This is a genomic window from Enterobacter cloacae complex sp. HYC080_NIDB (assembly GCF_056673325.1).
Genome location: NZ_CP114212.1, coordinates 3,391,429 through 3,405,162 on the forward strand (window position 1 = coordinate 3,391,429; position 13,734 = coordinate 3,405,162).

Genomic DNA, 13,734 nt, shown 5'->3' on the forward strand with positions numbered 1-13,734 from the left:
CAGTTGAGCAAGCGTTGAGATGAGAGGAATCCCCAAGTCATGCTAGATTCAAAAAAATTTAGTTTTTAAGCTCCACCTTAATCGATGTCACCAACTAGACAGCAAGAAAACGCCATGACCGTCGATTTCAGACTCTCTCAATGCTAGACTCTTCGCCATTCTAAAGTTCAAATGACTTTGAAGTGACATGGCGAATAATAGATTAATAGTTGATATTATAAAGGTATATAAATAATGGACGTCACTTACACAATTAGCATGGCGCTTTTTAGCCTTATTATTGCGCTTTTAATTTTCAGTCTCCCTGTTTTCAGGTTTATTGATGAAGAAACCGAAGCGGTTCGTTCCAATAGTCTTGATGGCATGCGGTTTTTATTGGCATCATTTGTTATTCTCCATCATCTTGATTGTTTGCATTCTTATATTACAAAGGGCATGTGGTCACCAAGTTCTTTATGGCTCACATACATGGGTAAATACGGCGTTGCGCTTTTTTTCATGACTACGGCATATCTCTTTTGGGGAAAAGTGAGAAATAAGGAAACCGTAGACTGGGTAGACCTTTATAAGAAGAGATTTTTAAGAATCGTTCCGCTAGCAACTGCATGCTCTTTTGCTGGATTGGTTTTGTTGTTTTCATTAACAGATCATGACCCTATTACATTGGATACAGTTTCAAAAACAATGTCATGGTTCGATGGTGGCCTCTGGAATAGCAAGCCTAATGTGACTGACTTTAATAAATCATGGATGGCACTGGCTGGTGTAACGTGGACGTTGAGGTGGGAATGGATGTTCTACTTTTCACTGCCTTTACTTTTTATTCTTAAAAAGTGGTCTATGGAGTTAACCATAGTCCTTTTTGCGTTTTCTGTATATTTATTGCCTGGCTTTACAAGAGATGCATATCTATGGTCATATTTTTTCGCCGGGATGCTTTGCAGGGAACTTAAGGACAAAATAATTATCTCCAGACTGCATGCAAACATACTTTTAGTGGCTACAGTTCTGATTACTGGCTTTGCACAGCCAGACCTGTTCAGGTCTCCGGAAAAGTTTTTTTTATGCGTAATATTTTTCTCTGTAATCTCCGGTGCCGACATATTCGGGTTACTGGCAACTAAGGCTGCAAAGAGACTTGGTGCTGTTAGCTATAGCCTGTACTTAACCCAGGGATTGATACTTTTCCCTTTAAGTCAAGTAATTAGTAAGGATGATGTTTCGCATACTGACTACAAGGTCATCACATTATTTGTTTCAGCATACATATCAATTTGCCTGCTATCCTCTTTGACCTACCATTTTGTGGAGAGGCCATTCATCAAATCGAAAAAAGCATCATTATACAAAACTAATACTGCTTCATAATTTATGGCGACCTGATGCGGTCGCCTTTTTTATTCTCTCGTAATGCCAAACTCGCTCTATCTGCAGACATTGCCATATTGACAGCCCAACCTTTGACGTTCCAAATAACCGGTAGTTGCCATCAATCCCGCATAGAAGATCGATAGTTAACCCCCTGTTCCTAATACTCCATGACTGGTGAGGAAAAGCCCCTTCAGAAAAACCTCACCATGTTATGCATGATCCAGTAACTGTTATTGCTTTAGTCTGTTGTCTTATCGGCCAAGTCGGGAGAGGGGGTAACGCTCTATCCAAGACTTAGCTCCGCTGCAGGTAAAATGCCAGTTGAACTCCCGTAACTGTTCAATGACGCGGTCTGAACTCAAGTAACTATGGGTGAGATGAATGCGCGCAACGAAAGAGGTGCTCACCTCTGCTGTGCGTGGCATGAATATCATACAAACAACTGTATCCATACACAGCCTCACTAAATAATAGGGTCGATCATGCTTCGCAGTGGTGTTAAAATCCTCGCCTTTCAGAATTAACTGATTTCTAAAATGGTAAAACTGTTTACTCGCTATGTTTCAGTGGGCGTGGTCAACACTGCTCTTCACTGGTTGTGTTTCGGTGCGCTTATGCATTTCCTCGATGCTAACCAGACCGTTGCGAACGTCGTTGCTTTCTGTATTGCGGTAACTTTCAGTTTTTTTGCGAATGCAAAATGGACGTTCAAGGCTCAGGCCACTTCTGCGCGTTACATCGCGTTCATCGTTTTCATGGGCGTTATGGCTGGCGTGACAGGATATATCGCGGATTTAATCGGCGCTCCACCTGTCGTTACCCTTGTCGCCTTTTCCGGATTCAGTCTTGTAGCCGGTTTTTTATACTCACGGTTCATTGTCTTTAGGGATGCGAAATGAAAATTTCTCTGGTCGTTCCTGTATTTAATGAAGAGGAAGCAATTCCGATCTTCTATAAAACAGTGCGCGAATTTGAAGATCTGCAACAACACGAAGTCGAGATAGTCTTTATCAATGACGGCAGTAAAGACGCCACAGAATCAATCATAAACGCGCTTGCTGTAGCTGACCCGCTTGTAATACCACTTTCCTTCACCCGCAACTTTGGAAAAGAGCCTGCGTTATTTGCGGGTCTTGACCATGCGACCGGTGACGCGATTATCCCGATTGACGTGGACTTGCAAGACCCGATTGAGGTTATTCCATACCTGATAGAGAAATGGCAAGCAGGGGCAGATATGGTTTTGGCTAAGAGAACAGACCGCTCTGCGGATGGACGACTCAAGCGCAAGACTGCTGAATGGTTCTATAAACTGCACAACAAAATAAGCAATCCGCAGATCGAGGAAAACGTTGGCGACTACCGTCTGATGTCTCGAGATGTAGTTGAAAACATTAAGCAAATGCAAGAACGCAATCTTTTCATGAAAGGCATTTTGAGCTGGGTTGGCGGCCGCACTGATGTTGTTGAATATGCTCGTGCTGAACGTGTTGCTGGGGATTCTAAGTTCAATGGTTGGAAGCTGTGGAATCTTGCATTGGAGGGTATAACCAGTTTCTCAACTTTCCCTCTGCGCATGTGGACTTACATTGGTTTATTCGTTGCTGGTATGGCCTTCATCTATGGCGCATGTATGATCGTCGACACGTTAGCATTCGGCAATCCGGTTCGCGGCTATCCATCAATGCTGGTTTCAATACTTTTCCTGGGCGGAATTCAGTTGATAGGTATAGGCGTACTTGGCGAGTATATCGGCAGGATATATGTTGAAGTTAAGGGAAGACCTCGTTACATCATCAAAAACGAACTTAAGGATAATCGGAAGGACGATAAATGATTAGTCATGCTTTGGAAAAAAAAACTCATTTTGAATGGATGCTATTCACATTTGTTTTCGCTGTAGTGGCTGTGTTTTTTACGGTTATCCATCCGGTGACAATCATCTCAGGTGATGAGTGGATTAACCTTTCTTCCGGTAGGCAGGCATATCCGCAATGGGGAGGTTTTAATCCGATTAAGGTTGTGCCTGAAGTAGCTTTCCCTCTCTTTGGTAACATAGCCTCATCGCTCCTAATGCAACTTGGATTTACTTTCCTTGAAGCTATTGCCTATTTTACAGCGATGTTAGTTGCAATTCTTGTTGTGGCGTTCCTTTATCAATTCTACCTTATGATGAGAGAGGCTGTAGGCCTGTCAACATATACAAGCTCAGCGATGGTGATATTCTATTTACTGTGCATGTTTGGCCTATTCAGAACTCTTAACAATAATAACAGCCCATACCTGTTATGGGAGCAAAACCTTACTTGTTATTATCACTACATTATCCCAGCGCTTATAAACGGAACTCTAGCACTTTACGTTTTGCGAATGTCGCCCTCATTAAAGTCTTTCTTTTACGAAAAAGCTATATTTTCTGGGATATTGATATTTGCCATTTATCTGTGTGTGTTTTCGAATATATTCGCTAGTATTGTGCTTGCTGTCATGTGCGGAGTTATACTTCTGCTGAAACTTATTAACAACAGATTCAAAATTGTTGAGACAGTTAAGGCTTACCCTTTCCACTGTATCACTTTGATAATGTGGGTCATTTCTGCTGTGTTTGAAATGAACGGAGGAAGAGCAGATCGCATGTCAAAAGATCACCTAGATATTTCAGGTACGGTCAACTCGTTTTACTCACTACTTAAACTAATAGACCGAACATTTTTCGTTGTTCTGGCTGTTGGATTGGTTTGCGGCGTAGTGTTCTTGCTGAGAAAAAAATCATGTGAAGGGAAACGATATGCTTTCTGTGTATCAGTAATTACTGGAGCTATTACCACATTAGCCCTTATTTTGGTGTGCGCAAAAGCTAGCGCAAACTACGCGACTCGACCAGTAGCAATGTGGGGTACATTTATGTACTTAATAGTGGCAGCTAGCATAGGACTTGGATACATCATCGATCGCTTTGAGGCTGTTCAATATATTGTCCCAATAATTTTACTGTGCTTGGTTAATAAGGCTACAGATCAATCACATTCTTTGCGCGAGTCTCACAATGGAAACATTCCTTTCTCCGTGGCAAATGCAATTGGACAAGATATGATTGATCAGATTCAGAGAGCTGTTGAAAGCAATCAGAGGACGATGACATTGCATGTCCCTAAGGGTGACAATAATGATAACTGGCCTTTCCCCGTGACCAGAGGAAAAGCAATCTCTGAGACGCTGAAGTCAAATGGATTAATACCTCGTAATATCGAGATAAAAATCCAACCTGACAGAGAAATGAACGCTAAATATGGTATGCCGATCTGATAACTCCCCCTCCTATGAGGGGGATATTAATGCTTTATCTACAATGGTGATAGTAAAAAGCTCAAGGTAGGTATTAGTTCACCCCAAGCTATCAACGCGGCATTAAAAATTTGACTCCGGTAATACGCAAAATGCCAGTGGACGACAATAGCGCCTAGCGCATTGGCTGGATAAAGCGGGCATTGAGGACTTGCGATTTCACGATCTGCGGCATACCTGGGCGAGCGGGTTAATTCAGCCCAGCGTGCCGCTGTCCTTTTTCAGGAAATGGGGGGCTGGGGGTCGATCGAAATGGTCCCTCGAAATGCCCACCTTGCACCTAACCATTTATGCGAACATGCACGGAAAATAGCTGCCAATTTTAGCGACCATGACACAAATACGACACAAGGAGAAAATCAGGCTGGCTCGAAACTGGCTTAGCTTACTAATATCGAATGGCACGCCCTGTAGGATTCGAACCTACGACCTACGGCTTAGAAGGCCGTTGCTCTATCCAACTGAGCTAAGGGCGCACTGAGAAGAGTGAACTTCGCGGCGGTGAAACGCGAAGAATTATACGGTCAATGGCAGGTGAGTCAATGCCTTTTCCGCTTTCAGAGGCAATTACCGCTAGCCGATTGTAAATACGGTTATTTTCTCAACATTTCTCGCTGTTTCACCTTAAAATTTAGCGCTGCGAAAAGGCTTAGTTGCATTTAAGTAACGCCTGCTGTTTTCCTGAACGTCAGCTCGTCACACTAGAGCGAGGTATCCCGGCCGCCTGGAGGCTGACAGACAACAGGACAATGGAGTGACAGCGCAAAACCCGTTCGATACGCCCCCCCGATTACAGTCTATTTCTCAGGACATCGTCGGCATCAAACTGGAGCCTATCGTCGCCCTCAACGCCCGGCGCCGGGTCGGCGTGGAGGTCCTGAGCGTCTTGTCCGACACCGGGCATAGCGAGGACTTCTTCCGCCATCAGTCGGCAGACGCGTTGACCTGCCCCCACGATTAGATACAACACTCAGTTAGTAACGTCGGAATCTTCATTCTCAGAATGACCCTTTCTCCAGCCCGCTGCAAATTCAGACGGTGTCTGATAATTCAGCGTGGAGTGCGGGCGGCATTCGTTATAATCCTGCCGCCAGTCATTAATAATTTTCCTGGCATGAACGATATCGCTGAACCAGTGCTCATTCAAACATTCATCGCGAAATCGTCCGTTAAAGCTCTCAATAAATCCGTTCTGCGTTGGCTTGCCCGGCTGGATTAAGCGCAACTCAACACCATGCTCAAAGGCCCATTGATCCAGTGCACGGCAAGTGAACTCCGGCCCCTGGTCAGTTCTTATCGTCGCCGGATAGCCTCGAAACAGTGCAATGCTGTCCAGAATACGCGTGACCTGAACGCCTGAAATCCCAAAGGCAACAGTGACCGTCAGGCATTCCTTTGTGAAATCATCGACGCAGGTAAGACACTTGATCCTGCGACCGGTGGAAAGTGCGTCCATGACGAAATCCATCGACCAGGTCAGATTGGGCGCCGCCGGACGGAGCAGCGGCAGACGTTCTGTTGCCAGCCCTTTACGACGTCTTCTGCGTTTTACGCCCAGGCCACTGAGGTGATAAAGCCGGTACACGCGCTTATGATTAACATGAAGCCCTTCACGGCGCAGCAACTGCCAAATACGACGGTAGCCAAAACGCCTGCGCTCCAGTGCCAGCTCAGTGATGCGCCCTGATAAATGCGCATCAGCAGCCGGACGGTGAGCCTCATAGCGGCAGGTCGACAGGGATAAACCTGTAAGCCTGCAGGCACGACGTTGCGACAGACCGGTCGCATCACACATCAACATCACGGCTTCCCGCTTCTGGTCTGTCGTCAGTACTTTCGCCCAAGAGCCACCTGAAGCGCCTCTTTATCCAGCATGGCTTCGGCAAGCAGCTTCTTGAGTCTGGCGTTCTCTTCCTCAAGCGACTTCAGGCGCTTAACTTCAGGCACCTCCATACCGCCATACTTCTTACGCCAGATGTAAAACGTGGCATCGGAAATGGCATGCTTGCGGCAGAGTTCACGGGCGGGTACCCCAGCTTCGGCTTCGCGGAGAATACTGATGATCTGTTCATCGGAAAAACGCTTCTTCATGGGGATGTCCTCATGTGGCTTATGAAGACATTACTAACATCGGGGTGTACTAATCAACGGGGAGCAGGTCAGCGTCTTTGACGCTGCTTGAAGCGCAGCTGGCCGCATTAAAAAATACCCCGCACGGCAATAATCTTTTTATTAATCTGCCGATAACCGTGTTGACAGCACCTGCGCCTTTTGTGCGGCTCATCAATATGAAAACCGCGCCGCTGAATATTGAGATTGTCGACCTCCCTCTCTTTCTGACGCTCTCCGCCGCACAGAAGCAGAGCGTCGTTAACAACCTGCGGCAACTTCAGGAACAGGGACACACTATCTGGCTGGATGATATCGACGAAACTATCATTCAGCCGTTTTTATTTTGTCGATTACCGTTGAACGGCATCAAAATCGATAAGAACGCATTCTGGCGTTTACGCGCCACACCTGCACTGAGGAAACTGGTTTCACTTTGCTTTCAGCTGGCCGGAAGCGTACTCATCGAAGGTATTGAGACTGAACGCGATCGTATCTGGGCACTGCAGGCGGGTGCCGATCTCGGCCAGGGATATTACTGGCCGTCCTGGACATGGCCGGAGGATTAACACGCCATTTCCAGGAGGGAGGCCATGCGAATGACAGTGCGCCGTTACCGGCGGCGGCGTACAGGAAGTGATGCACTGGGATTTACGCACTCACCTTTTGCCCCCCCCTTTTTCGACCGACTCGAGTTTTTGAGCCAGTCCATCAACCAGCCCCGAAAAACCGATGCCCCGTTTATCATCCTGGTAACGGAGGACAATTTTTTGCGCTCCGGTTTTCTCAATGGGCAGTTTCCGCTAAGCAGCTGTTGCGACTTCACTTCGCTGGACGATGCGCTGGGTGCGCAGAGCCAATGGCCCTCGGCCCGTCTGGTAGTGGATATTGAAAGCCGTTCCACGGGGCTGATTGATCAGCTGGATCAGTTAAGAAGACATAGCCTGTATCCCCCCTTCCTGACGCCGTGGCTGCTGATCCGGGCTGATAATTATGACGCGCGTCTCTTCTGCAAAGCGGCAGGTCCTTTTCATGTGCTCGAACGTCAGATGAACGCAGCAGGGTTTCAGCACAGCCTGATGGAACCCCGCCCCCTTCAGGGCTCCGATAGAGACTGGTTCTCGCGCAACGAATGGCCCATTTTGCAGGAACTTGCCCGTGGCAAGACGTTACGACAGATTGCCCTTCTGCAGAATCGTCCCTATAGCCGCATTATCTATCGCCTCAGCTGCATCCTGATGAAGCTCGGGCTGAGCCATCGCCAGGAATTGTTACACCTTCTTAATAACCTCTCAGACTGCTCGTTTTAACTTACGTCCTAACCCCTTATTTCCTAAAGCGCTTTAAGAATTTACTTAGCCATTATGTTAATTTAATGTTAAATAATAACAATAAAGTCGATTTTATAACTATTCCTAATTTATGGCCTTGAACCATGTGAAATGTCACAGATTGAATCAACTGCAGCACTTTCCTCCATCCGTTAAGTGAATGCAGAAGGCGTTAACGAGATGATAATGATGTAAAAACAAGCAGCTTCCCTTTACGCACCAGGAGCGGGAAGCGAAGCTGGCAGCACGTTCTCCTGTACGATCCTGGAGCGACGTTGATATCGCTTAAGGACTTTCAGATGAAGGTCTGAGGCCCTGAGAGGGCACTTTTTCGCCTCCTATTCTCAAGATCCTGCCTGAAATCGAGACGCCATTTCATTAACATTTTTGCAACATAAAGAGACATCTGTTATTTTTTGTTATTACATAAAGATGAAAAGATGCGGTAAATGGGATACCAGGATAATTCCGCTAAATTTAAAAAGGAGGCCATTCAGATCCAGAAGATAATACAAACCAATAAGCGGAACGTAATTTACAGGGTTTTCGGAAAAAACTTACCCTGTATAATAAGATGCGTATCAAAATTGAATAAGAAAAACCTTTTTGCCAACACCAGCCAAATGAGACGACCGCGCTGAGGCAGAGTTCTTTTCATTACGTAAACAGGGATGCTTTCGCTCTTTCCAGGGAAATACTACGGTATAGGGATCTGCTCATTATATCCTTCCGGCATTTCGAGAGTTTTACAAAACTCTACATAACGCTTTTAACAATCTGAGGCATTAAAAATGAAACCGGCATCCGTTATCATTATGGACGAACATCCTATCGTCAGAATGTCGATAGAAGTCCTGCTACAGAAAAATAAGAATATCATCGTCAAGCTTAAGTCTGGCGATAGCCATGAAGTTCTTGACTGCATCCGCAATCACCCTATCGATTTGGTGATCCTTGACATTGAACTTACGGGCACAGATGCCTTTGCTTTACTTAAGAGAATCAAAAACTTAAATAAAGAGATTAAGGTTCTTTTCTTATCATCTAAATCAGAACTGTTTTACGCCGGACGTGCCATTCGCGCCGGGGCCAACGGCTTTGTCAGTAAACGAAAAGATTTGGGTGAGATCTACAACGCCGTAGAGATGATCCTGATGGGCTATTCTTTTTTCCCGTCGGAGACGCTGAATTTTATAAACCATATGGGGTCGGGAAAGGGAGAGCTGGCAGATATGCCGTTATCGAATCGCGAGGTTACGGTATTACGTTATCTGGCGAATGGACTGTCCAATAAGGAACTTGCGGAGCAATTGCTATTAAGCAACAAGACCATTAGCGCGCACAAATCCAATATTTATTCCAAGCTGGGGGTGCAAAGCATCGTGGAATTAATTGATTACGCTAAAGCACACGAACTACTATAACCTGAATTCACTCCCTGCAGTTTATCTGAGCTGCAGGGAGTGCGGTCAGTGCTAATTATAATTAATCATGAAGGTCGCATCAGCATCAGCCTTTCCGGGCTGAGGGTTATCGGCAGTAGCAATATAATTGGCATAAAATGACAGTGTCGCATTCCCCTGCGCATCGACCGTGACCGGCTGGCTGGCCTGCTGGAGATCCAGACGCGATTTATCCGCATCCCTGATCTCGACGGCGACGCGGCTTGCCGTGCTGGCGTCGTTCAGTGCCAGCAACCCGCTGTTGCTCCCGTCAGCTTTACCGGAAAACGTAATGGACGCGGCCCCTGGCGGACAGCCGGTCAGTTTCAGCGTAAAAGGCATGGGCTGCGTGCGGCTCCCGGTAGTGCTGAGCTGCTTCGTGGGCCAGGTGCCCAGCGTCACGGTTTTGTCACTGTCGTTCCCCTCGGCCACGCAGGTAAAATCGACGATATTGCCGTAGAGCTGAATGTTAATTTCGCCCAACGCGGTTTCCGCCTGAGCCTGTGTGCAAAGCGCAAAGAGCGCTACGGTGATAAAACGGATCCCGTTTCGCATATCGGCTCCTTAGTCGTAATCCACACGCAAATACCCGCGCGAGGTAAAGCGCCCTTCCGCGGGCTTATTGCCCGTCACGCTCACTGGCCAGACCCGGATCCCCACCTGCGCCTGCGCGCTGTCGTCCAGACGGAACGGAATTTTGCTCGTCAGGTTGTTAGGCGTTAACGGCGTACCACTCTCGTTGGCAATGATGAACCCCACATCCGGGTTATCCGATACCAGTGCATTACTGGAGACCTTTTCAGCCTCAACGCGCATCGTCAGCATGGCATTCGCCTCGACGTTAGTGCATTTAATCGCGATGGTTTTACTCTGCGATGAAACCCCTTCCGGCTTGTTACCCGCGCCCGCTTTGCTGAACAAGGAGGCGCCAATGTCCCCGAAATCAAACTCAACCACATTAACGGCATTGATTGCGCAGCTTTGCGGTACCTGAATGGTTCCGCTGTAGCTGATGGTATAGACCGGTGTGGTTAACGGGTCAGAGGCGGTCGTAGTCACGTAAACACGGAACATCGTGGCACGCGGGATCACCACCATGTTGATAAAACGCCGGGTCACCTTAAGACGGAAAACCAGGTTGGAATCCTTAACGCCAAACGGTTTGTTTTTTGAGACGTTCGGATGGCTCCCCATCTGGATATAGTTTTGCGGGGGGTAAAACTCGCCAGCATAGCTGTCCGTGATTTTCATGGCCCCATCCAGATAGTCGTTAAGCTTCAGATACTGGTAGCGATCGCTGGTCCCGGTGATCGGGTAATCGGTGACGTAGCTGCGTCTGGTGGTATTGCCGGTCGTGCCCTTCGGGCAGACGGCATTCACCCCCACCCATTGCGATTTTTCGCTGAGGGTCACAATCTGACCCACCTGGTTATTCGAGCTGTTGAATTTATCCGTCAGGTCGTAGTACACCTCTGTCGGCACGCCATTTTCGTTGACGCACACGGTCGCCAGTGCGTCTGACGCGGGCAGTAAAGCCAGAAGTGATAAAGCAAAAATGTGGATTTTAATCACAGCGGATCCCCTTAAGTGTGATTGCCTGTTGCAGGCTCTTTTCAGGCAAGCTGTAAGGCGCATGGCACTGGGACTGTGCCCCGTTCCCCCACTGGATCAGCAGTTCGCCTTCGAGCGGCAGCCCACTCAGGTAAATTTGCCCGTCATCCCCCACCATGCTGGTCACGCCACTCTGGGTTTCACGCACCACGGCGCCGAACGGCACGGGCTGGTTACCACGTGTGACGGTCAGCAGGGCACGCACGCCAATACGGGTGTCAAAGCTGGCGCGCACCAGTGCGCCTTTGGTCGGCACCACGCTGCTCACGTTATTTTCGATATCGGTGTTGTTGCTCATGGTATTGGTATCCAGCGCCACGCGGTTATAGCGATAGACGGTGGCATACGGCATCACCGCATAGCCGCGCCAGTCGGTCTTCACGCCGGTCTGGTTTTCCACGCTGACGCCTGATGCCCCCGGGGCTTTGATCAGCACGTTAGTGTCGCCCAGCGGCTGGCTAAAGGTCACGCCATCAGCATGGCCGACCACCCCGCCGGAGAGCTGCCAGTTGAAATCGTGCTGATCGCGGGAATAGTTGTAGCCCACCCCCAGCGTGCCGTAGGTTGCCTGCCAGTTGGCGCTGGCGCTTCCGCTTGAGCCGTTGGTGCTGGCGTGTCCCTGGGTCACGCTGTAGTTCAGGTTGCGGTCCTCCAGCAGCGTGCCGCTGACGCCGGTTTGCCAGCTGGTATCACCCTCACTGTTTCGGCTGGCGGATGCCGTGGCGTAGGCGCGGTCAATCGCGCTGTCCCGGCGATAGCCCTGACGGGTAAACAAGCTAAACGGCACGGAGACGTTGAACGACGCGATCCGGTCAGTCCCGTCGATACCGACGGATTTGTTCCACGACCACGAGACGGAATAGTTGATCCCCTTCACGCCCCCCGCGTAACCCAGCTGATACCAGAGGTTCGTTTCGTCCGTCCCCCAGTAGGTTTGCTCACTCCCGGAAATATAGACCGAGCCGTAATCCCCCAGTGACTGAGAGACGTTGAGCTGAAAGCGGCCTTTTTTGTTCCACGTCAGGTTGTGATAACTCTGTACGTCAGGCACATCGTTACCGTCCTGATTATCGGCATACTGATAGCCTTCCATTGAGCGCCAGGCGACATCATCCAGGGTGTAAAACCCTTTGGTGGAGTAGCGGTAGCCCAGCAGCTGGAAGTTGGTGCCGAAGCCGTTGAGCGATTTGGCATAAAGAAAACGCAGCGACTGCCCTTCGTGCTTGCTGTCGTCCGCGAGCTGGCTGCGGGCATGAGTGATATCGACCGATACCGCGCCCCAGTCACCGAGGTTTTTCCCGGCCCCGACGGCCAGCGCGGTATAGCGTGACGCCAGCTGCGTACCGCCATACAGGGTAAAGCCGTTGGCAAGACCGGTCACCAGGGTGCCCTGGGTGAAGAACGGCGTATCCTGGTCGCTGTTACCGCTGCGATAGTCCCCCGCCACGAGATCGTATTTCCAGCGCCCTTCTCGCTGCAGCAGCGGGACGGTGGAATACGGCACGGTGTAGCGCTGCTGGCTGCCGTCTTTCTCTTCCACCGTCACCTCCAGGTCACCGCTTGAGGAGGTCGGGTTAAGATCGGTGATGGCAAAGGCACCAGGCTGAACGTAGCTTTGATAGATAACGTAGCCGTTTTGACGCACCACAACTTTGGCTGGCGTCCTGGCAATACCGCGCACGGTCGGGGCGTAGCCCTGCAGGCTGTCCGGGTACATGCTGTCGGACGAATAGAGTCGTCCGCCGCGAAAACCGACGCTGTCGAAAACATCATTCCCGGTATTGCTGTCGCCCAGCACCAGTTCGCTTTTGAGCGGGATAACGGTGCGCTGCGCCCAGGTGCCAATATTCTCCCACTCACTGTGCCGCTGCCCGTTATTCTGGGTGTAACGCCATGCGCCGTTGTTACGTAAACGCCAGGCACCATAGTTCAGCCCGCTCTGCAGGTTGAGATAGTAGCTGTCGTCTTCGCTTCCCCGGTTGCCCGTGAAGCTGTAGTTCACCAGGGCGGCGGGAATACCTTCATCCCACTGTTCGGGCGGGATGTAGCCGCGCGCACTGTTTTGCATCGCCACCTGCGGCAGGCTGACGTTCAGACGCTGTGAGGCAAAGTTAAATACCGTTTCGCTGCCGGGAATGGCCGTGGTCAACGGAACGCAGGTTTCGCCCTGCACGTTAGCCAGTTCGGGAAACGCCGCAACGTTGACGCCAAAGCGATCGAGCATCGCGCGCGTAATGCACGGGGTCAGACCGCCCGCCACCGGTGGCATATTCTCAGCCTGCTCAAAACGCACGTCCTGAGTGCCGATAAACTCATCGTTACGCCAGATATCCACGCGATAAACGCCGGGTGCCTGCTGGTGTCCTTGTTCAAAACGCGACAAATCCGCCACGCTGGCAGTATCGTCAGACAAGAAGGCCGGGTTGAAGTAGCTTTCGCTCCAGCCAGCCTGGGGCCAGAGCGCGGCCATCAGCGCCAGCGCAACCGGGCAGTAACGTCCCTGATGGTTTTTCATCGCCCTGTCT

Annotated in this window: 10 protein-coding genes, 1 tRNA gene and 3 pseudogenes; 9 read left to right on the forward strand and 5 right to left on the reverse strand. The window is 49.4% G+C overall.

Annotated elements, in window-relative coordinates; genetic code table 11:
* The first annotated feature begins 234 nt into the window (after nt 1-234).
* From O1723_RS16175 to O1723_RS16195, 5 genes and pseudogenes are all read left to right on the forward strand, one after another.
* A complete protein-coding gene (locus O1723_RS16175) occupies nt 235-1,368 on the forward strand; it encodes an acyltransferase family protein (protein WP_023336847.1) in 1,134 nt (377 codons plus the stop codon).
* Nucleotides 1,369-1,907: 539 nt separating this feature from the next.
* Nucleotides 1,908-2,270, forward strand: coding sequence for a GtrA family protein (locus O1723_RS16180; protein ID WP_014882854.1), 363 nt, complete (start codon nt 1,908-1,910; stop codon nt 2,268-2,270).
* Entirely contained in the window at nt 2,267-3,208 is a 942-nt protein-coding gene (locus tag O1723_RS16185; RefSeq protein WP_014882853.1) for a glycosyltransferase family 2 protein, read from the forward strand. Before O1723_RS16180 ends, O1723_RS16185 begins: the two co-directional genes overlap by 4 nt.
* Nucleotides 3,205-4,677 carry a hypothetical protein gene (locus O1723_RS16190; RefSeq protein WP_248190901.1) on the forward strand — a complete coding sequence of 491 codons (1,473 nt, stop codon included), beginning with the start codon at nt 3,205-3,207 and terminating at the stop codon, nt 4,675-4,677. The genes O1723_RS16185 and O1723_RS16190 overlap by 4 nt, the downstream gene beginning before the upstream one ends.
* A 113-nt stretch (nt 4,678-4,790) precedes the next feature.
* Nucleotides 4,791-5,100, forward strand: a pseudogene (locus O1723_RS16195) (tyrosine-type recombinase/integrase); the annotation flags it as partial.
* A gap of 15 nt (nt 5,101-5,115) precedes the next feature.
* Here O1723_RS16195 and O1723_RS16200 read toward each other — a convergent pair.
* Nucleotides 5,116-5,192 (reverse strand) — tRNA-Arg (locus tag O1723_RS16200).
* Nucleotides 5,193-5,470: 278 nt separating this feature from the next.
* Between O1723_RS16200 and O1723_RS16205 the strand changes: the two are divergent.
* A pseudogene (locus tag O1723_RS16205) lies at nt 5,471-5,653 on the forward strand (EAL domain-containing protein); the annotation flags it as partial.
* A 33-nt stretch (nt 5,654-5,686) separates the two neighbouring features.
* On the opposite strand, the gene O1723_RS16210 reads toward O1723_RS16205, so the two are convergent.
* Nucleotides 5,687-6,807, reverse strand: a protein-coding gene (locus O1723_RS16210; RefSeq protein ID WP_096147877.1) for an IS3-like element ISSen4 family transposase whose coding sequence is annotated in 2 segments (ribosomal slippage) — nt 5,687-6,549 and nt 6,549-6,807 — 1,122 coding nt in all. Because the reading frame shifts where the segments join, the coding sequence is not laid out codon by codon here.
* 74 nt (nt 6,808-6,881) lie between these two features.
* Here O1723_RS16210 and O1723_RS16215 point away from each other — a divergent pair.
* From O1723_RS16215 to fimZ, 3 genes and pseudogenes are all read left to right on the forward strand, one after another.
* Nucleotides 6,882-7,394: pseudogene (locus tag O1723_RS16215) on the forward strand (EAL domain-containing protein); the annotation flags it as partial.
* Nucleotides 7,395-7,418: 24 nt separating this feature from the next.
* Entirely contained in the window at nt 7,419-8,135 is a 717-nt protein-coding gene (locus O1723_RS16220) for a helix-turn-helix transcriptional regulator (RefSeq protein ID WP_023336844.1), read from the forward strand.
* Between the two features lie 812 nt (nt 8,136-8,947).
* The gene (fimZ, locus tag O1723_RS16225; protein ID WP_248190902.1) at nt 8,948-9,580 is read left to right on the forward strand and encodes a fimbria biosynthesis transcriptional regulator FimZ; all 633 of its coding nucleotides are present in this window, start codon (nt 8,948-8,950) and stop codon (nt 9,578-9,580) included.
* Between the two features lie 51 nt (nt 9,581-9,631).
* Here the strand turns inward: fimZ and sfmF are convergent, their stop codons facing one another.
* Genes sfmF through O1723_RS16240 form a run of 3 tightly spaced genes read right to left on the reverse strand, consistent with a single transcriptional unit; the run spans nt 9,632 to nt 13,724 of the window.
* Nucleotides 9,632-10,153: a fimbria assembly protein gene (gene sfmF, locus O1723_RS16230; protein ID WP_023336843.1), complete on the reverse strand. Its 522-nt coding sequence runs from the start codon at nt 10,151-10,153 to the stop codon at nt 9,632-9,634.
* Nucleotides 10,154-10,162: 9 nt separating this feature from the next.
* Entirely contained in the window at nt 10,163-11,170 is a 1,008-nt protein-coding gene (fimH, locus tag O1723_RS16235; protein ID WP_248190904.1) for a type 1 fimbria D-mannose specific adhesin FimH, read from the reverse strand.
* Complete coding sequence (locus O1723_RS16240) at nt 11,163-13,724, reverse strand: fimbrial biogenesis usher protein (protein WP_023336842.1); 2,562 nt, start codon at nt 13,722-13,724, stop codon at nt 11,163-11,165. Before O1723_RS16240 ends, fimH begins: the two co-directional genes overlap by 8 nt.
* Nucleotides 13,725-13,734: the final 10 nt, after the last annotated feature.